Source organism: Corynebacterium sp. HMSC074C03 (genome assembly GCF_001838285.1).
GTDB lineage: Bacteria > Actinomycetota > Actinomycetes > Mycobacteriales > Mycobacteriaceae > Corynebacterium > Corynebacterium amycolatum.
The window spans coordinates 25,114-43,000 of the sequence record NZ_KV836204.1 but is presented as its reverse complement, the minus strand read 5'-3'; the positions used below and the strand labels follow the sequence as shown (position 1 = coordinate 43,000).

Here is a 17,887-nt window from a genome sequence, read left to right as displayed (position 1 = left end):
ACTACTGTTGCGCGACGTTCCGAGATAGTAAATTTGGCAAAACTACTAAAATTTAGAAAACTCTAGTAAGTAGTCCAGCCCATCCGACGGTTGCGGTCCGGGTCGCGCGGGCCATCGTTGCCGAACTCGAACGGTTCGTGACCGTCGACATCGCCGTAGCGCATCTCCGGGTCATCATCCAGATCGTCGTCGACGTCGATGTCCGGCTTTTCCTCTGCCAACCGCTTGCCGAGAGTGTCATGCGGAGAAGCGCCCCGCCAGCGGTCTGGAGGATCCATTACATAATTCTCGCCGTCACCGGTGAGGAAGTCGCCATCGAGCCCCTCTGAGCCATCGAGCGTGGTCTCGTCGAAATCACCAGTGGTATCCGGATCGTAGTCAAGGCCATCAGACATCTTGACCAACCTCCTGTTTCGTAATCACTCAAGTGGTGCCCACGCCTGGCGACTGTGAGTGTTTCCGCGATTACAAAATCACCGCCAGCAGGCGAGGAATTACCTTGATACTAACTGTTTTTCAGGGTTGGGAACAATACCTTTACGTCGCCCGTTGTAGACAGTGTAGGCAGATGTATGCGCGTGTGCCTAAGTTCAAAACTTGTAAGAAAAACTGAGAAAAAGAAAGAAGGACGACGTGCGCGAAAGCAGCAATCCTGCATTCAGTTCACTTACTAAGACCGTCGCCCGCGGACAGGCGGGCGCACAACACTACGGCCAAGGTCAGATGGGCGCTGACTACGGGGATAACCCGTACCAGTCGCAGGTTGCCGCCGACTACCGTCCGATGACGGTCGACGATGTCGTTTCCAAGACCGGCATCACGCTGGCAACCATCATCGTTTTGGCTGCAGTCAACTTCTTCATTGCCGTTAGCGTCTCCACCAGCCTGGCCATGATTCTGACCATCGTCGGCGCCATCGGTGGTCTGATTACTGTTTTGGTTTCCACCTTCGGCAAGAAGTACGGCTCCGCGCCGGTTACCCTCACCTACGCGGCCTTCGAGGGGCTCTTTGTCGGCGGCATCAGCTTCATGTTCACCGCCCCGATTCAGGGCGTTGCTGCTGGTGCGCTGATTATGCAGGCCGTGCTGGCCACCCTGGGTGTCTTCATCGGTATGCTCTTCGTCTACAAGTCGGGCGCTATCCGTGTGACCCCGAAGTTCACCCGATTCATGAGTGCGGCTCTGATTGGTGTCCTGGTCCTCATGCTGGGCAACCTGGTGCTCTCCCTGTTCGGTCTGGGCTTCCCGCTGCGTGACGGTGGCATGCTGTCGATCATCTTCTCGCTGGTCTGCATCGGCCTGGCAGCCTTTAGCTTCCTGATTGACTTTGATCAGGCTGACCGACTGGTCCGCGCAGGTGCTCCGGCTCAGTACGCCTGGGGTGTCGCCCTCGGCCTGGCTGTGACCTTGGTCTGGCTCTACACCGAGATTCTGCGTCTGCTGTCCTACTTCAGGGACTAAATGCTAGAAAAACTAACTAACGCACAAGCGCCGGTTAGCCCGTTTTACGGGTTGGCCGGCGCTTTGCTCTTATCTGATGAGCTGCTTTCTCGATTCGCATTAAACACGGACGCGCGGTGGGCCAATCGACCGGCAGTCAACATTTTGACCAATCGGGCTGTGCAGTGTGACGTCGTAAAGCGCGATATTGAAGCGGGAGAGGGTACAAAAAATGGACCGATAGGCCATATGGGCTTCTATCGGTCCAAGAATCGGGCGCTGTGGCCCGAGATCGCCGCCTGGGTTGAGGCGGTCTAGCGCCGGGGGTAAGTAACCTCAGCGCTTAGGCATCCATCTCCGGGTTGTACGGCTCAGCCTTAACTACGGTGACAGACACTTCGTCGCCGCTCGGGGAAGCGTAAGTGCGGGTCTCGCCCTCCTTAGCGCCGACCAGAGCCTTACCCAGCGGGGAATCGGTGGAGTAGGTCTCCAGGTTCGGGTTGGAGGAGTCAGCGCCACGGGTACCGATGAGGAAGGTCTCGGTGTCGTCCTCGTCGCCGTCGTAGTAGACGTGGACCACGGTGCCAACCAGAGCCACACCGGACTCCTGCGGAATCTCGCCGACAGTGGCGCGCTGGAGTAGGTCTTCGAGGTAGCGGATGCGTGCCTCTTCCTGTCCCTGCTGCTCGCGGGCGGCATCGTAGCCTGCGTTTTCCTTCAAGTCGCCCTCTTCGCGGCGCTCGTTAATCTCGGCGGCGATGACCGGGCGGTTTTCATATAGCGCCTCAAGCTCGGCCTTGAGCTTGTCGTAGGACTCCTGGGTGAGCCATGGGCTATTGTTCTTTGCCTCAGTCATGGTTCCTCCTGTGTTTTTGGCTATTTAATACAAAAGCGGCCCCGCGTGGGGCCGTCGGCTGCGTCACAGGATAGCACTGTCACACCACATGGCAATAACAGGCGCGTCGGAGTGTTGTCGCGCACGCTTTACGACGTGCCCCCCGCAGCGCATGATCCTCAGTCGCGAAGGGAGATTACTTCGCAGGTGCGAGGAACTCCGGAATGTCGGTGGAGCAGCCATAGACATCGCCTGCGACGGCCAGCTCGCGGGTGGCAATGGGGACGTCCATCCGCACGGTAGCGGGGCCGCCGCCCGGGATGAATACGTCGCGACGGCCGACCTCTGCCACGTCATAGTTCAGCGCGTAGATGATGCAGTAGCTATCCAGCTCCGGCTTTTCGCGGGTGACGTCCAGCGTGAAGATGAACTGCTCATCTTCCTTACCTGGAGTTCGGCTCCAGCCCGCTTGCGTTGCAGAGACATCCGGGGCGGAGACGCGGTTCATCTGAACGAAGATGTATGCGCCGGCGATGACGAGCATGCCAACAATAGCGATGACAACCAATTTCGCAGGGAGAGTGCGATTATTGTCCCCATAGCGCTCGCGCTCTCGCTTCGGCGCTGCGGTATTTCGGGTGTTTCGCTCCGAACTTTCAGCCATGCTTTTTAGCCTATCGGAGTTCTCGGTCGACGTGGTAAAATGTTGACAGTTAAACAATCTTTCTGGTGTGGCGCGGTGTCCTGCTGCTATGTCGTTCCGCCGAGTAGCGATGCTGCGTGGTCATATGATGGTGCAGCGCTATAGTGGGGCGGTATTGAAACGGTGCTGGAGTAGCATCGTTGCGGTCGAAGGGCTCCGGCCTTGGCCAGAAAACATGGACTGAGATAGTAGCGGGAGTGACTTCAATTGACACTTCGTCTGATGGCAATTCACGCTCATCCTGATGACGAATCGAGCAAGGGCGCCGCAACGATGGCCCGATATGCGGCGGAAGGGCATCGCGTCAAAGTGGTGACCTGCACCGGCGGTGAGGCCGGTAGCATTCTCAACCCTGCGATGGATCGGCCGGAGGTGCGGGAGAATATCGCCGCAGTGCGCGTTCACGAAATGGCTGCAGCCGCTGAGACTCTCGGCGTTGAACATGAGTGGCTCGGCTTTACCGACTCCGGTCTGCCTGCGGGCAACCCGGTGCCGGTGCTGTCGCACGGAGTGTTTGCTCGCCAATCGGTCGAGGATGCGACCAAGCCTCTCATTCGGGCAATCCGCGAGTTTCGTCCGCACGTCGTCATTACTTACGACGAAAACGGTGGCTACCCGCACCCGGACCACATCATGACCCATATCGTGTCCATGCGCGCTTGGCTGGAGTCTGGAACGGATAAGTACCCCGAGCTCGGTGAACCATGGGAAATTTCCAAGCTCTACTACACCCACGGTTTCATCAAGGCGCGTCTCATCGCGCTGGACAACTACTACCGCGACAACGGTTTGGAAAGCCCGCTGGCCGAGTCCTTCCGCCGTTGGACTAAGACTCCCGGCGACATCATGACCCGCGTGACCACGCAGGTTGAGTGCGGCGATTACTTCCAGCAGCGGGATCAGGCGCTGCTGGCGCACGCTACGCAGATCGATCCGAACGGGCCATTCTTCGCCGTGCCGGTAGACATTCAGCAGCGCGTTTGGCCGACCGAAGAGTTTGAGCTTGCCCGCACTCGAGTGCAGACCGAGCTGCCAGAGACCGACCTCTTCGCCGGTATCGACCCCGACGCGGAATAGTCCGGAATTAACGCTAAGCTGGAACTCATGATTGAAAGCTTCGATGCCTTGGCGGCTCGCACGACAATTTTCCTGGCGCAGAACCCCACTGGTCCGCGGGGTGCTGACTTCGGAAAGGCCTCTCCTGTTGGCCTGCTCATCATTGTCGTTTTGCTCATCGTCATCCTGGCTCTCGGCTGGGATCTCTCGCGGCGCGCGAAGCGCATGGCCGCTCGCCGGAAGTTCGCCGAGGCGCACGACATGGATCCCTTCGATTCCGAGGCTGTGGATAAGGCGATGGCTGCAGCAGAGCAGCGTCGTGAAGCGGAGTAGTCAGCGTCAAGGTGTGTGCGCGTCGCTTGACGACGGGTAGTTGCGCGCACCCCTGATTGTTTCCCGTGTGGCGGGATTTGGAGTTCGAATTGCGGGATTCTAGGCAGTGCGCTACAGTCAAGCGCATGCGTATGTGGCGATTTTATTTTTCGAAGGCTCCGGAGGCAGTGACGACATAGTCACAGCCGGCGGCTATTCGTCACGTCGCCACCAACCGGAGCCAAAGGCAGCAGCCCCACCAATAGGGGCGCTGCCTTTTGTCGTATCTACAGCCAAATACATGCGTAACGCCCCAGAGAAAAGAGACCTCAGATGACCCCTCCAACTTCCCTCGAAGCCCCCGCCTCTACCGCGAACCGCCGTGTCGTAGCCTTCCACGACCTGCCCTCCCCAGAAGAGGTCATGGCCAAACAGCCACTGACCCCGAACCTAGTTAACGAAGTGGAGCAGTCGCGACTCGACATCGCCCGCGTCATCGCCCGCGAGGACGACCGCCTGCTGGTCGTTGTCGGCCCGTGCTCCATTCACGACCCCGAGGCCGCCATCGACTACGCCCGCCGCCTGAAGGCCACCGCCGATGAGCTCGACGAGGACCTGCTGGTCGTCATGCGCGTCTACTTCGAAAAGCCGCGCACCACCGTCGGCTGGAAGGGACTCATCAACGACCCCGACCTGGATAGCTCCTTCAAAATCAACAAGGGCCTGCACATGGCCCGCGAGGTGCTCATCGAGGTCCTGCGCACCGGCCTGCCCGCCGGTGCTGAATTCCTCGAGCCCAACAGCCCGCAGTACATCGCCGACGCCGTCTCCTGGGGTGCGATTGGTGCGCGCACCACGGAGTCGCAGGTCCACCGCCAGCTCGCTTCCGGACTTTCCATGCCCATCGGCTTCAAGAACGGCACCGACGGCAACGTCCAGGTCGCCGTGGACTCGCTGGTCTCCGCAGCAAACCCGCACTTCTTCTTCGGCATGAACGACCAAGGCCGCGCCGCCGTTGTCGAAACCGCCGGCAACCACAACTGCCACATCATCCTCCGCGGTGGCACCTCCGGCCCGAACTGGGACGAAGAATCGCTTAACGACGCCGAAGCGCGCCTGAACAAGGCCGAGCAAACCGTCAGCATCATGGTGGATGCCTCCCACGCCAATTCCGGAAAATCCGAGGTGCGCCAGGCCGAGGTCGTTGAGGAGCTCGGCAAGCTCATCGGGGGCGGCGACGAGCGCATCACCGGCATCATGATGGAGTCCTTCCTCGAAGCCGGCGCGCAAAAAATTACCGATGGTCGTAAGGGCCTCGTATACGGCAAGTCCGTCACCGATGCGTGCATGGATTGGGAAACCACCGACCGGCTGCTGCGTACGCTTGCGGCAGAAGTTCGGAAGCGTCGGCAGGCACGCGACTAAGCACAAAGTGGCCGTGCCCATTGGGTAGGGTTACATATGTGAAAGAAAACCAGCCGTCCTCACTCCGGCGGATCGCCTATCCGCTCTACGAGCGCAAATTAGCCCAAGAGCTAGAAGGAAAACCTCGCCCCAAGCACGTTGCCATCATGGCCGATGGCAACCGCCGCTGGGCGAGGGAGGCTGGCTTCACCGACGTAAGCCACGGCCACCGCGTCGGCTCCCGCAAAATCGCAGAATTCGTCGGCTGGTGCGCCGAGCAGGAAATCGAGCTGGTCACTATCTATCTGCTCTCCACCGAAAACCTCGGGCGCGACCCCGAAGAGCTGGAGTTACTGTTCGACATCATCGCCGACGTCGTCGACGAATTGGCGCAATCGCCTAACGACGTGCGCCTGCGCATGGTCGGCCACCTCGAGCTCCTTCCGGAAAGAATGACCGCCCGGCTACGCCACGACGAAGAAGTCACCGCGAACAACACCGGCATCCAGGTCAACATCGCCGTTGGCTACGGCGGCCGGCAGGAAATCGTCGACGCAGTACGCAGAATCATCCGGGAATCAGTCGCCGAAGGAATTGATGCTGCCGAGCTCGAGGAGAGCATCACCACCGACGCCATTTCTCGCCGCCTCTATACATCCGGACAACCGGACCCCGATCTAGTCATCCGCACTTCCGGAGAACAGCGGCTCAGCGGCTTCCTTCTCTGGCAAACCGCCTACTCCGAGATTTGGTTCACCGATACCTACTGGCCCGAATTCCGCCGCATCGACTTCCTCCGCGCACTTCGAGACTTTTCGCAGCGCTCACGCCGCTTCGGCAAATGATTCCCCACATCCGGAAAAATTTTCCGGATGTTAGAGTTTGCGCATCCGGACCCTCGAAACCTTGTGGTCCCGAGACTTCGTAAGAACTAATGACGCCCGCACTCGAGTGGGCAAAATATTTTCCGTCAGGTTCGGCAAGTTCACCTGCTGCCAAATGCGTCGGGCCACCTCGGCCGCAGCTTCGTCGTCAAGCGTGGCGTAATCCGCGAAGTGCGCGCCCGGAGCGCGAAACGCCGTCTGGCGGAGACTGAGGAAACGATTAATGTACCAACGCTCGATGTCCGCGCGCGGGGCATCGACGTAGACACTGAAATCGAAAAGATCGGAAATCATCAGCGTCGGGCCCGTCTGCAAAACGTTGAGCCCCTCGAGAATGAGAATGTCCGGACGATCGACATCGACGAACTCATCCGGCACCCGGTCATAGAGCGTGTGCGAATACACCGGCGCCTTCACATGCCGCGCCCCCGACTTCACCGCCGTGACAAACCGCATCAACGCACGCTGATCATACGACTCCGGATACCCCTTGCGCTGCATAATCCCACGGCGATTCAATTCCTCAGAAGGATAGAGGAAGCCATCAGTAGTAACCAAGTCCACCCGCGGATTAGTCTCCCAGCGCTCGAGCAGGACCTGCAGCAAACGCGCCGTCGTTGACTTGCCGACCGCCACCGAACCCGCGACGCCGATAATAAACGGCACCGACGCCCCCTTCGAAGGATTTTCCCCAAGAAAGTTCGACGTTACGGCGTTCAGCTCCCGATGCGCCGCCACACGCATGTGAATCAGACGAGAAAGCGGAAGATAGACCTCGGCGACTTCGTCCAGGTCGATGTTTTCACCGATACCGGAAAGTCGTTCAGCTTCCTCTTCCGTCAGCACCAGAGGCATATTCTTGCGCATTTCGCGCCACTGCTCGCGTTTGAACTCGACGTACGGGCTGGGGGATGTTGCGCGCGTCATACTTCCAATTGTGCCAAGGGGGTGCCGAAAACCGGAAAACGAGTCAATAAAGGGGGCATACCTGAATGGTGCTGCTTTCGTGGTTTGCCCCATAAAGGGCTAGCATGGCCTGTGGCATTGAAGTTTCATTGAAAGGTCGAAAACCTACTCATGACCGGGTCTAACAATAACGATGTCCGCTACCAATCGCTGCGTGAACTCGATCCCGACCTCGCAGAGGCAATGGCAGGGGAGCTCTCTCGTCAGCGTGACATGCTCGAAATGATTGCTAGTGAGAACTTTGTTCCACGTGCAGTGCTGCAAGCTCAGGGCTCGGTTCTGACCAACAAGTACGCCGAAGGCTACCCGGGCCGTCGTTACTACGGCGGCTGCGAATACGTCGACGTCGTCGAGGACATGGCACGCAACCGCGCCAAGGAGCTCTTCGGCGCTGAGTTCGCCAACGTTCAGCCACACGCAGGTGCGCAGGCAAACGCTGCCGTTCTGCATGCGCTGATCAACGCCGGTGACAAGATTATGGGCCTCGACCTGGCACACGGCGGTCACCTGACCCACGGCATGAAGCTTAACTTCTCCGGCAAGCTCTACCACGTCGCCGCATACGGTGTGGACAAGGACACCATGCGGATCGATATGGACAAGGTGCGTGAGCAGGCGCTCGCAGAAAAGCCGGATGTCCTCATCGCAGGTTGGTCGGCGTACCCGCGCCACCTCGACTTCGAAGCTTTCCGCTCCATCGCCGATGAGGTCGGCGCGAAGCTGTGGACGGACATGGCGCACTTCGCAGGTTTGGTTGCCGCCGGTCTGCACCCGTCGCCGGTTCCGCATTCTGACGTTGTGTCGACCACCGTTCACAAGACTCTCGGTGGCCCTCGTTCGGGCATGATTTTGGCCAAGCAGGAGTACGCCAAGAAGCTGAACTCCGCTGTTTTCCCGGGGCAGCAGGGTGGTCCGCTGATGCACGCTATCGCCGGCAAGGCCGTGGCGCTGAAGATTGCTGGTACCGAGGAGTTCAAGGAGCGCCAGCAGCGCACTCTCGCCGGTGCCCGCATCCTGGCTGAGCGTCTCACCGCTGCCGACTGCGCCGAGGCTGGCGTCGATGTTCTCACTGGCGGCACCGATGTCCACCTGGTTCTGGCGGATTTGCGCAATTCGGAGATGAACGGCCAGGAGGCCGAGGATCTACTCCACGCTGTTGGTATCACCGTCAACCGGAATGCTGTTCCGTTTGACCCGCGTCCTCCGATGGTTACATCCGGACTTCGTATCGGTACTCCGGCGCTGGCCACCCGCGGTCTCGACGAGAAGGCCTTCACCGAGGTCGCCGATGTCATCGGTACTGCTCTCGCCGCCGGCAAGAATGCGGATGTTGACTCCCTGCGTGCTCGTGTTTCGAAGATCGCTCAGGAATTCCCGCTTTACGACGGCATCGAGGACTGGAACCTCATCTAATTCTGCGTTTTTGCAGCGCAAGTACCCGTTCTAGCAGTGCGCTAGGACGGGTTTTCCCATACATCCGGGTTTTAGTCCGGAGGTGGTGGCTCCGGCCCAAGCTGTTTCGTCGTACCCGCTCGATACCCCGCGTACGACCTCCCGGACATTGACGTCACAAACGAGTTACTAAACAGGGGCGGTCGAGTTTTGTCCGGCGGGCGCCATCGAATATGTCCGGACGTGGGGATGCGTTCGAGGTAGCCGTTGCGTCCTTGCCGGTCGTCGTCGTTAAGCCCGTTGTGTTCTCGGCAGACCATGGTGAGGTTGTCCAGTGTGGTTGTGCCGCCGTTTTTGTGGGCGACTAGGTGGTGCGCTTGTCCGCTATAGGCGGGGCGTTCACAGCCGGGCCAGGCGCAGATGGGGTTGTCGATGAGCATCGCGATGCGCTGCTCTTCAGTCGCCAGACGTGGGTTGCCGATGGGAAATAAGTCCGTAATGGCGCTGTGTTCGTCGTAAAGCACGGCCCACCCGGTGTCGGCGAGTAGGGCGTTGAGGAAGACGTCGGGCGCGAGCGCGGAGCCGTTGGTGGTGGCGGCGAAGCGCGGGCTGTAGTCGATGATGTCTTGTGCGGTGATGATGATGGCGGGTTGGTAGCGCATTTCATCGAGCTTGTCGACGGGCATTGCGGCATCGGCATGCTCGAGGCGCTCGGCAAGCGCCTGACCGACGCAGCGGTCGTGGGAAAACTCCGGATGGGACTTCCGGATTTCTGCGGCGCGGATGGTAAGCGGCGACAGGAGATTGTCGAGCATATCCGAGGGGCCGGAGATGTGGAAGTGCTTCATTCCCCGGATGTCTACCTTCCGGGAAAACCGGGCGCGCAGGTGCTGGGGTGGTTCGTCTTCGGTGTTGAGCTCGGTGAGAGTTTCCCGCATGTAGAGATCGAGTTCTTCGAAGCCGAGACGCTCGGCGGCCGCGACGAATGTGAGCCGCAGGTTGTCGTGGAGTTCTGCGTTGTTGGCTTGGCGGCTGCGCTTGTCGATAAGCACGCAGGTGTCCAGGCTGAGCCCGAGTCGGCGGGCCAGAGCTGTGGCGTCTTCGCGGGCTTTGGTGTTTTCCTCGGTGTCAGCGGGTTGGAGATAGTGGGCGGCGACGCGTAGCAACAGCCGAAGGCGCGCCGGGTCAAGGCCGAGGGTTGCCGCCAGGTGGGAGGTGGCGTCGTGGCCGTCGGGACGGGCGGCGTGGAGTTCCGCCAGCGTGTCCATTCCGCGCGAGGCCAGTGCGGCGAGCGTCCCAAGAACTGTCATGCCTTCGAAGGTAAAAGTCCGGATGTAGGGGGACAACGCCCATGAGGGCAGGCTGTGGATAAGTCACCCGGTTTAGCAGTTATCCACATCCGGACTTTTCTGTTGCCGCATTACCCTGCAAACGCAGCGCAGCTGAACCTTCACACCGCCGCACAGCAGCATCTCCGCCTTCTACGCCCCGAAGTCAGCGAGCGGCTGTCCGGTGAGGCGGAAGGTGTCCCATTCGTCCATGGGGAAGGCGCCGAGGGAGCGGTAGAAGTCGATGGAGGGTTGATTCCACTTTAGGACGCACCACTCGACACGTGAGTAGCCTCGCTCCACGGCAATTCGCGCGAGGTTCTGCAGCAGTGCTTTGCCCTTGCCGGTGCCGCGTGCCTCGGGACGGACGTAAAGGTCTTCGAGGTAGATGCCGTGGGTGCCTTCCCAGGTGGAGTAGTTCAGGAACCACAGTGCAATGCCGTCGAGGCGCGGGCCAGCGCCACCGCCACCAACACCGCCACTACTAACAGCGGTGCCGTTATCGTCGCAATCGTCCAAATTTCCGGATGTGGAGTCGACGACGTGGCAGAAAATCGCGGGGTTGTCCCCGAAGAGTTGTTCGCGGAGGCGCTCCGGGGTCAGGCGGACGGCGTCGGGTTCTTTTTCGTAGGCCGCCAGGTCTTTGATGAGGTCGACGATCTCGTGGACGTCGTCAGGCGTGGCGGGGCGTGGAAGTGTCATCTGTTCCTTGTTACTTGTGGCGGGTGATTTGGGGCAAAAGTGCGTCCGAGTTGGGGGAGATTGCGATAGTCTGCGGGGTTATGAGCAACGTTACTCAAGAATTTTCCGACGGCATTCTAGCCATCACCATCGACCGCCCGGATGCATACAATTCCCTGGATAAGAATCTCCGGTTGGAGCTGAAAGCCGCTTTTGAGCGTGCGCAAGAGCCGGACGTGCGCGCTGTTATCCTGCTCGGCGGGCCGAAGGCGTTTTGCACGGGCCAGGATTTGAAGGAGCACATCTCTGACCTGCAGTCGGGCGCTGGCATGGGCAAGGTTGTCGATGAGTACAACCCGATGGTCGCGGAGCTGACCGCGATCAACGTGCCGGTGATTGCCGCTATCGAGGGGGCTGCCGCGGGTGCCGGTTGGTCGCTGGCGCTGCACTGCGACTTCCGCATCGCTGGCCCGAAGGCATCGTTCAAGGCGGCGTTCCCGTCGATTGGGCTGGCCACGGACTGTGGCATGTCGGCGCTGCTGCCGCGCATGGTTAGCGACGCGAAGGCGCGTGAGCTGTTGTTCTTCGATAAAAAGGTGCTTGCCGACGAGGCCCTGAGCCTCGGCCTGGTTACTGAAGTGGTAGACGATCCAGCGGCTCGGGCACGTGAGCTGGCAGCCCAGTTTGCCGCGGGCCCGACGGCCGCGCTGAAGGAGATCAAGACTCTGCTGCGCCGGGACACTCTGGCCGCTGCGGCGGCGGAGGCGGATGCGCAGGCGCGCCTGGCGGTCTCGGCCGACCATAAGGAAGCGGTGGCCGCTTTCTTGGAGAAGCGACCACCGCGTTTTGTAGGTGAATAAGTCACATACCTGGAGCAGCGAGAGGAAAGGGCAGTAGTGAATAACTACTGCTCTTCCTGTGCTCCTAGTACTTCACTGGTGAGTTCTGGGTGATCGCCCAGCTCACCGGAAACCTCATCTGGGTGCTTGGACAGGCTGATCAGCGCGACCGCCAGTCCGCCCCAGATGACGATGACGAACAGTGCCATCATGACAATTGCGATACCGGACATTGTGGCTTAAACCTCCTGATTTTCCGGAGTGTGCTTGCGTGGCAGGTGTGAGGTCCGCTTGAAGTCCGGAGTCACACCGAAGTCTGAGCCCGGAGGGCCATCGAGGCGGTGCTGACCGCGCCAAGGCAGGATGGCCATAATCAGGGCGCCGATGAGAATCACGCCGATGACACCCCAACCGAAGACATCGATCTGCGCATCGGAGTAGCCACCGTAGTTTTCCTGGAACAGGCCGATGAGCTCCTGGAACAGGATGACGGCGAGAATGACCGGAGTGATGTTGCCGACGAAGATTTGCCACATGGTGCCGACCTTGAACGAGGACACGGCATTGAGGTGCATGGCGAACTCGTTGGTGCGGCGCAGGATCCAGTCGGTCGCGATGATGGTCAGCAGCGCAACCAGGACGATACCGACGTTGTTGGTGAACTTATCGACGATGTCAAGGGTTGCCAGACCCGAAGTGGTCGGGAAAGCGAGCAGCGAGATGACGGCCATGGAGCCACCGACCGTGAGGGTGGCTTGTACGCGGCCGAGGTTCAGCTTGTCCTTGACCGCGGAGACGACGACCTCCAGCAGCGACATCAGGGAGGTCACACCGGCGATAGCCAGGGAGAGGAAGAACAGCAGGCCGAAGACGGAACCGATGCCGAAGGGCATCTCGGAAATGACCGTCGGGAAGGCGATAAAGGCAAGGCCGATACCGGAGGTTGCGACCTCGTCGACAGCCTGGCCCGACTGCGTTGCCATGAAGCCCAGGGTGGCGAAGACACCGATACCGGCGAGAACCTCGAAGGAGGAGTTCGCGAACGCGGTAACCAGACCGGAGCCGGTGAGGTTAGTGCGTGGCTTCAGGTAGGACGCGTAAGTCAGCATAATGCCGAAGGCCACCGACAAGGAGAAGAAAATTTGGCCGTAGGCGGCGATCCACACGCTGGAGTCAGAGAGTGCAGACCAGTCCGGGGTGAAGAATGCGTCCAGACCCTTTGCAGCGCCATCCAGGGTCAGGGAGTAGATGACCACTGCGACGAAGAGAACGGTTAGCAGCGGGATGAAGATGACGGAGACCTTACCGATGCCCTTGTCCACGCCAGCGGCCAGAATGCCGATGACGAGAACCCAGACAATCAGCAGGACGATGGAGATTGATGGGACGAAGTCCAGCGAGAAGACACTTTCGGTGTCGGCTTGGAGGAAGTCGTTCATGAAGTGGGCCTCGGCATCCGCGCCCCAGCTCCTTTTGATGGACTTCCAGGCGTAGATGAAGGACCACGCGATAATAACGGCGTAGTAGACGGTAATGAAGAAGGCGATACCGACCTGAATCCAGCCAATTGGCTCTGCCCAGGACTTAATGCGGCGCATCGACTTCGGTGCGGAACCGCGGAAGCGGTGGCCGATGGCGAAGTCGAGGAATAGCAGTGGAATACCTGCGGTCAGAAGTGCGACCAGGTACGGGATAAGGAAAGCGCCGCCACCGGAGTCGTATGCGACATAGGGGAAACGCCAGATGTTTCCGAGCCCGACTGCCGAGCCGATGGCGGCGAAAATGAAGGCTGCTCGGGTGGAAAACACCTCCCTTCGCTGAGGGGTAGCGGTCGAGTTGGTTGTGCTCATTGCCTCTGGAACTCCGATCCTTCATCTCCGGTCACGCATCAGCGTGGCCTCGGGCGAAATTGGTGAAGTGCATCACCATTACCTAACAAAATCTTAGTATATGAGATGGGTATCCCATTGTATAGTTTCGGTTTTGCAGGGGGTAATGGTTTTGGTTAGGGCTGGAGCACAGGGGCGCAGGGGAGGGGAGCTCCAATCAAACGTCGAAAAATAGTCACCGACCCTATGAGCTGCCTCAGTCACAAGCACGCAAGCCACAAGCATGCAAAACCCCCGCCAGGAAAACCTGACGGGGGTTTGGTCGAATCAGTTAAGCCGACGCGCTCTGCTTTACTCTGCGCCGCCCTTGGCGATGCGACGGAAGATGATTTCCTTCATGATCTCGTTGGTGCCACCGTAAATGGTCTGGACCTTGGAGTCGAGGTAGTGAGTGGAGATCGGGTACTCGAGCATGAAGCCGTAGCCACCGAACATCTGCAGGCAGCGGGTAACGATGTCCTGCTGCTCCTCGGTGGTCCAGTACTTGGCCATGGAAGCGCCGGTCTCGTCCAGCTGGCCTGCGTTGTGAGCCATAACGGCCTGGTCAACGAAAGCCTGCAGGGCGGTGACGCGGGTAGCGATATCAGCCAGGTAGTGGCCGTGAACCTGGTGCTGGATGATCGGGCGACCGAATGCCTCGCGCTCCTGAGCGTACTTGTAAGCCAGGGTCCAGGCGCGGCGGGAAGTTGCGACAGAGCCGCAAGCCAGGGTCAGGCGCTCGTGAGCGAGGTTGGTGCGGAGGTAGCCGAAGGCAGCGCCCTCTTCGCCGAGCAGGTTCTCAGCCGGAACGCGGACGTTGTCGAAGTTGAGCTCAGCGGTGTCCTGAGCCTTCAGGCCGACCTTCTGTAGCGGGCCAGCCTTGGTGAAGCCCTCGAGGTCGGCGTCGACGATGAACATGGAGACACCAGCGCGGCCCTTGGATGGGTCGGTGATAGCTGCGACGAGAGCGAAGTCGGCCATCATGCCGTTGGAGATGAAGATCTTGGTGCCGTTGAGGACGTAGTGGTCGCCGTCCTTCTTGGCGAAGGTGCGCATGCCCGCCAGGTCGGAACCTGCGCCCGGCTCGGTCATGGCGAGGCAGCCGATGGTGTCGCCGGCGTTCATGGAAGCCAGGTACTTCTGCTTCTGCTCTTCGTTGCCGAACTTAGCCAGGTACGGAGCGACCAGGTCGTTGAGAACGCCGAAGGAAACGACGATGGAGCCACAGTCAGCGTTGGAAAGCTCCTCGTTCAGGACCTGGTTGTAGCGGAAGTCCATCTCTCCGCCGCCGCCGTATGCCTCCGGAGTGGACATACCAATCAGACCGAGCTCGCCGGCCTTCTTGAAGACCTCGCGGTCCGGCTGACCTTCCTTGTGCCAGCGCTCTACGTTCGGGGTGATTTCCTTCTCGACGAAGCCGCGAACCATGTCGCGGAACATGTTGTGCTCTTCTTCGAAGTGAGTACGGGGTAGAAAGTCCTTCATGACATGCTCCTAGAAATATTGTCGTGGAATTTTTGTCTTAAGGCCTTTTCGTACGTCGCAGATAAACGCTGCAGATAAACGCGATGGCCTCGGTTCATCGTCATAGTGACTATGACTGTTGTACCCCATTATGCATGAGTGTGATGAGAGACACTTGTTTTTTTAAAAGTTTTTCCCGATTGGTGATGTGGAATCGCTTGACGACGGATATTGCGCCCAGCCTTCCCGGAAAACTACCCCCGTTGCGGTTGGGGGTTGCTATTGAATTCGGGCTATCGCCGACGGTCGGCAATGTTAGGTAATGCTAACCTACAAAGCCAGGTGGATGGCTATTTTTGTCATGTCTGCTAGTCGGGCCGCTGGGACTTTGGGGTGCGGGGGTTATGTGTGTGAGGTAGTCATCATGGGGGTGATTAACGAAACATTCTCGTTTTCTTATTCCCATTAGTGCTGGTGGTCGTTAGTATGAGCATCAGGTGGAGACCGGTTCCCTTGATTATCCGAGCTTCTTCCACTGCAGTCATAGCAACCTCCAATTGCACTCGAAAAAATGACGCGACCCGTGCGCCGTCCCTGTGGAATGGGCAGCGAGCAGGTCGCGTCATTTTTTATTTTTTATTGCTGCGATTAGGCGCTAGTCGGCAATCCCATCAATGTGCGCCAGCAGGGCAGAGTTGTAGTACTCCGGGGTCTCCTGGTTAAGCAGGTGCTTGGCCGGCGAAATGACGACCATGGTCGAGCCCGCGATGCCGTCGTGAAGCGAAGTGACGACGTCGAGAGACGTCGAGGTGTCCTGCTTGCCGGCGATGACCAGCGTCGGAGCGGTGATCTCGGCGAGGCGCTCGCGGGTGTCGAAGCGGGACAGTACTCCGCAGGCGCCGATGTAGCCGTCATCGGGGCAATCTGCGATCATGTCGCGGAAGCGGGCGGGGAGCTCAGGGGTGGTGTCGAAGCACTCGTCGGTAAACCAGTTGCGGACGACAGCGTCTGCGAGCTCGACCGTGCCCTTGTCGCGCACGAGCTCGGCCTTTTCCTGCCAGGCCTCGGGTGTGCCGAATTTCGGCGCCGTCGACGACAGCGTCAGGCTGACCACGCGATCGGCATGTTCTAGTGCGATGGTCTGGGCGATAGCGCCGCCGAGGGATAGTCCCACAAAATGTGCGCGGTCAACATCCTCCTCGTCGAGGACCTCGATGATGTCGGCGGCCAAGTGGCTCATGTCCCACTCACCCTCGGGGATAGGGGATTCGCCATGGCCACGGACATCTGGCGTGATGACCTGGTACTTTTCACTCAAAGTGGCTACCTGTGGCTCCCACATCTCCTGTGTGGTGCCCAGCGAGCCAATCAGGACAACCGTACCGTTGCCCTTGTGGTTGATTGCATGTGCGGTGTAGTCGATGGCCACGAGGATCCTCCTTGAAGACGTCGGCTGTGTCTGCTGTGTCTGCTATTTCTCGGCGTTGCGAGCAGCTTCAGCGGCAGCCCGACCAGGGCCGTCGTCCTTCTTGGACTCTGCCTCAGCGGCTTCCACGCGCTGCTTCGCCAGAGACGCACGAGCGGCCTCCAGCCACTCCGGCATCTGCTCGAGCAAATCCTTAATCTCCGCCGTTGTCAGCGGCTTGTCCATGTCATTCTTCTTCAACGCCGTGATAGTAATGCCCAGCTTGCGGGCAACTTCCGGGCGCGGGTGCGGTCCGTTGCGGCGTAGCTCAGCGAGCCACTCCGGCGGATTGGACTGCAGTTCCGCAAACTGCGCGTGCGAAATCTCACCAGTGCGAAATTCCTCGGGTGTGGCCGGGAGGAAAATGCCAAGTTTCTTGGCTGCGGTTAGGGGTTTCATGGGTTCAACGCTAGCACCCATTCGAGTAACCTTGCGGAGTATGTCGACTCCTGAACCCGCCGTCCTGCGCATCGTGTTCGCCACCGGCACCAGTCCCGAGAAGTGGTTTCGGCGCTTTAGAGATCGGATTCCGGCAACACTGCACACCCACGCCGCCGACGATCCGATGTCCGACCTGGTCGGCGGTGCCGCTGACATGGCGCTGGTTCGGTTAGAGTCCGAAGGCTCGCTGCCCGAGTCGCTCCATCGCATCCGGCTTTACGACGAAGCCTGGGGCGTGGCCTACGAAAAAGAACACGTATTCTCCCTCACAGAGTCCGTGCCGGAGGAGCTGTTGGCGGACGAAACTGTGCTGCTGACCTCCGTGGATGCGGACGAGCTGCGACAGATGCTGCCTGTCGCAGCCACTGGTGCAGGTGTCGTAGTGGGGCCTCGCACGATTTTGAAGGCGCTATCGAAGAAGGCGGTGGCCTCATCGAACTTGGTGGCTGAGGAAGGTGCCACAGATCCGCTGTCCCGAACAGCTATTTGGTTGGTGTGGCCGAAAGCAGAGGACGACGAGCTCCGGCAGGAGTTCGTCGGCATTGTCCAGGGGCGTCGGGAGGGATCGACACGCACGCAGCTGGGGCGCAGGAAGGCTGACGAAGCTCCAAAGAAGTTGTCGGCCCGAGAAAAGACGCTTGCTAAGCAAGCCCGTCGGCAGCGCGCTGGGGCCGTCGTAAAGCATGCGCGCAGTGGCCGTGGCGGATGTCGAAGCGGTGGCGGAAGCGGGCGACCACGCAGGAGAAAGTAATCTTTTTACAATATTTTTGGCGTTTCGTTCGACGTGCGCGAAAAAATTAGCCACACTT

19 protein-coding genes are annotated in these 17,887 nt (G+C 59.7%); 8 read left to right on the top strand and 11 right to left on the bottom strand.

Annotated elements, in window-relative coordinates; translation table 11 throughout:
- Positions 1-62 precede the first annotated feature (62 nt).
- The gene (locus HMPREF2847_RS04470; protein WP_048733964.1) at positions 63-395 is read right to left on the bottom strand and encodes a hypothetical protein; all 333 of its coding nucleotides are present in this window, start codon (positions 393-395) and stop codon (positions 63-65) included.
- A 238-nt stretch (positions 396-633) separates the two neighbouring features.
- On the opposite strand from HMPREF2847_RS04470, the gene HMPREF2847_RS04465 reads away from it, so the two are divergent.
- Positions 634-1,461, top strand: coding sequence for a Bax inhibitor-1/YccA family protein (locus HMPREF2847_RS04465; protein ID WP_016423194.1), 828 nt, complete (start codon positions 634-636; stop codon positions 1,459-1,461).
- Positions 1,462-1,783: 322 nt separating this feature from the next.
- On the opposite strand, the gene greA is transcribed toward HMPREF2847_RS04465, so the two are convergent.
- Together greA and HMPREF2847_RS04450 are read right to left on the bottom strand one after the other, a co-directional pair.
- Complete coding sequence (gene greA, locus HMPREF2847_RS04455) at positions 1,784-2,296, bottom strand: transcription elongation factor GreA (protein ID WP_016423193.1); 513 nt, start codon at positions 2,294-2,296, stop codon at positions 1,784-1,786.
- Positions 2,297-2,471: 175 nt separating this feature from the next.
- On the bottom strand, positions 2,472-2,939 hold the full coding sequence (locus HMPREF2847_RS04450) for a DUF4307 domain-containing protein (protein WP_070767188.1): 468 nt from the start codon (positions 2,937-2,939) through the stop codon (positions 2,472-2,474).
- 261 nt (positions 2,940-3,200) lie between these two features.
- Here HMPREF2847_RS04450 and mca point away from each other — a divergent pair, with 261 nt between their 5' ends.
- From mca to HMPREF2847_RS04430, 4 genes are all read left to right on the top strand, one after another.
- The gene (mca, locus tag HMPREF2847_RS04445; protein WP_070546065.1) at positions 3,201-4,055 is read left to right on the top strand and encodes a mycothiol conjugate amidase Mca; all 855 of its coding nucleotides are present in this window, start codon (positions 3,201-3,203) and stop codon (positions 4,053-4,055) included.
- Positions 4,056-4,082: 27 nt separating this feature from the next.
- Complete coding sequence (locus tag HMPREF2847_RS04440; RefSeq protein WP_016423190.1) at positions 4,083-4,367, top strand: hypothetical protein; 285 nt, start codon at positions 4,083-4,085, stop codon at positions 4,365-4,367.
- Positions 4,368-4,679: 312 nt separating this feature from the next.
- Positions 4,680-5,771 carry a 3-deoxy-7-phosphoheptulonate synthase gene (locus HMPREF2847_RS04435; RefSeq protein ID WP_070546067.1) on the top strand — a complete coding sequence of 364 codons (1,092 nt, stop codon included), beginning with the start codon at positions 4,680-4,682 and terminating at the stop codon, positions 5,769-5,771.
- 38 nt (positions 5,772-5,809) lie between these two features.
- On the top strand, positions 5,810-6,595 hold the full coding sequence (locus HMPREF2847_RS04430) for an isoprenyl transferase (protein WP_070560108.1): 786 nt from the start codon (positions 5,810-5,812) through the stop codon (positions 6,593-6,595).
- Positions 6,596-6,625: 30 nt separating this feature from the next.
- On the opposite strand, the gene coaA is transcribed toward HMPREF2847_RS04430, so the two are convergent.
- A complete protein-coding gene (gene coaA, locus HMPREF2847_RS04425) occupies positions 6,626-7,561 on the bottom strand; it encodes a type I pantothenate kinase (RefSeq protein ID WP_038626177.1) in 936 nt (311 codons plus the stop codon).
- A 150-nt stretch (positions 7,562-7,711) separates the two neighbouring features.
- Here coaA and glyA point away from each other — a divergent pair, with 150 nt between their 5' ends.
- Positions 7,712-9,013: a serine hydroxymethyltransferase gene (glyA, locus tag HMPREF2847_RS04420; RefSeq protein ID WP_070834082.1), complete on the top strand. Its 1,302-nt coding sequence runs from the start codon at positions 7,712-7,714 to the stop codon at positions 9,011-9,013.
- 71 nt (positions 9,014-9,084) lie between these two features.
- On the opposite strand, the gene HMPREF2847_RS04415 is transcribed toward glyA, so the two are convergent.
- The gene (locus HMPREF2847_RS04415; RefSeq protein WP_246821934.1) at positions 9,085-10,302 is read right to left on the bottom strand and encodes an HNH endonuclease signature motif containing protein; all 1,218 of its coding nucleotides are present in this window, start codon (positions 10,300-10,302) and stop codon (positions 9,085-9,087) included.
- A 171-nt stretch (positions 10,303-10,473) separates the two neighbouring features.
- Entirely contained in the window at positions 10,474-11,022 is a 549-nt protein-coding gene (locus HMPREF2847_RS04410) for a GNAT family N-acetyltransferase (protein ID WP_070851652.1), read from the bottom strand.
- 80 nt (positions 11,023-11,102) lie between these two features.
- Here HMPREF2847_RS04410 and HMPREF2847_RS04405 point away from each other — a divergent pair, with 80 nt between their 5' ends.
- Complete coding sequence (locus tag HMPREF2847_RS04405; protein WP_070851651.1) at positions 11,103-11,861, top strand: enoyl-CoA hydratase-related protein; 759 nt, start codon at positions 11,103-11,105, stop codon at positions 11,859-11,861.
- 44 nt (positions 11,862-11,905) lie between these two features.
- Here HMPREF2847_RS04405 and metS read toward each other — a convergent pair whose 3' ends face one another.
- The 5 genes from metS to HMPREF2847_RS04380 all read right to left on the bottom strand — a co-directional run bounded on the left by metS (position 11,906) and on the right by HMPREF2847_RS04380 (position 17,036).
- On the bottom strand, positions 11,906-12,073 hold the full coding sequence (gene metS, locus HMPREF2847_RS04400; RefSeq protein ID WP_070851650.1) for a methionine/alanine import NSS transporter subunit MetS: 168 nt from the start codon (positions 12,071-12,073) through the stop codon (positions 11,906-11,908).
- 6 nt (positions 12,074-12,079) lie between these two features.
- On the bottom strand, positions 12,080-13,690 hold the full coding sequence (locus tag HMPREF2847_RS04395) for a sodium-dependent transporter (protein WP_048759740.1): 1,611 nt from the start codon (positions 13,688-13,690) through the stop codon (positions 12,080-12,082).
- A gap of 330 nt (positions 13,691-14,020) precedes the next feature.
- Entirely contained in the window at positions 14,021-15,193 is a 1,173-nt protein-coding gene (locus tag HMPREF2847_RS04390; protein WP_048759734.1) for an acyl-CoA dehydrogenase family protein, read from the bottom strand.
- A gap of 634 nt (positions 15,194-15,827) precedes the next feature.
- Positions 15,828-16,601: an alpha/beta fold hydrolase gene (locus tag HMPREF2847_RS04385; RefSeq protein ID WP_070851649.1), complete on the bottom strand. Its 774-nt coding sequence runs from the start codon at positions 16,599-16,601 to the stop codon at positions 15,828-15,830.
- A gap of 42 nt (positions 16,602-16,643) precedes the next feature.
- Positions 16,644-17,036, bottom strand: coding sequence for a DUF5997 family protein (locus HMPREF2847_RS04380; RefSeq protein WP_070595549.1), 393 nt, complete (start codon positions 17,034-17,036; stop codon positions 16,644-16,646).
- Positions 17,037-17,076: 40 nt separating this feature from the next.
- Between HMPREF2847_RS04380 and HMPREF2847_RS04375 the strand changes: the two genes are divergently transcribed.
- The gene (locus HMPREF2847_RS04375) at positions 17,077-17,829 is read left to right on the top strand and encodes a type 2 periplasmic-binding domain-containing protein (RefSeq protein WP_070851648.1); all 753 of its coding nucleotides are present in this window, start codon (positions 17,077-17,079) and stop codon (positions 17,827-17,829) included.
- Positions 17,830-17,887: the final 58 nt, after the last annotated feature.

Coding starts and splice junctions, on each gene's coding strand:
- greA (WP_016423193.1), bottom strand. CDS start 2,296: ATGACTGAGGCAAAGAACAATAGCCCATGGCTCACCCAGGAGTCCTAC.
- coaA (WP_038626177.1), bottom strand. CDS start 7,561: ATGACGCGCGCAACATCCCCCAGCCCGTACGTCGAGTTCAAACGCGAG.
- metS (WP_070851650.1), bottom strand. CDS start 12,073: ATGTCCGGTATCGCAATTGTCATGATGGCACTGTTCGTCATCGTCATC.
- HMPREF2847_RS04405 (WP_070851651.1), top strand. CDS start 11,103: ATGAGCAACGTTACTCAAGAATTTTCCGACGGCATTCTAGCCATCACC.
- HMPREF2847_RS04380 (WP_070595549.1), bottom strand. CDS start 17,036: ATGAAACCCCTAACCGCAGCCAAGAAACTTGGCATTTTCCTCCCGGCC.
- HMPREF2847_RS04390 (WP_048759734.1), bottom strand. CDS start 15,193: ATGAAGGACTTTCTACCCCGTACTCACTTCGAAGAAGAGCACAACATG.
- HMPREF2847_RS04395 (WP_048759740.1), bottom strand. CDS start 13,690: ATGAGCACAACCAACTCGACCGCTACCCCTCAGCGAAGGGAGGTGTTT.
- HMPREF2847_RS04375 (WP_070851648.1), top strand. CDS start 17,077: ATGTCGACTCCTGAACCCGCCGTCCTGCGCATCGTGTTCGCCACCGGC.
- HMPREF2847_RS04440 (WP_016423190.1), top strand. CDS start 4,083: ATGATTGAAAGCTTCGATGCCTTGGCGGCTCGCACGACAATTTTCCTG.
- HMPREF2847_RS04470 (WP_048733964.1), bottom strand. CDS start 395: ATGTCTGATGGCCTTGACTACGATCCGGATACCACTGGTGATTTCGAC.
- HMPREF2847_RS04415 (WP_246821934.1), bottom strand. CDS start 10,302: ATGACAGTTCTTGGGACGCTCGCCGCACTGGCCTCGCGCGGAATGGAC.
- HMPREF2847_RS04435 (WP_070546067.1), top strand. CDS start 4,680: ATGACCCCTCCAACTTCCCTCGAAGCCCCCGCCTCTACCGCGAACCGC.
- glyA (WP_070834082.1), top strand. CDS start 7,712: ATGACCGGGTCTAACAATAACGATGTCCGCTACCAATCGCTGCGTGAA.
- HMPREF2847_RS04450 (WP_070767188.1), bottom strand. CDS start 2,939: ATGGCTGAAAGTTCGGAGCGAAACACCCGAAATACCGCAGCGCCGAAG.
- HMPREF2847_RS04410 (WP_070851652.1), bottom strand. CDS start 11,022: ATGACACTTCCACGCCCCGCCACGCCTGACGACGTCCACGAGATCGTC.
- mca (WP_070546065.1), top strand. CDS start 3,201: ATGGCAATTCACGCTCATCCTGATGACGAATCGAGCAAGGGCGCCGCA.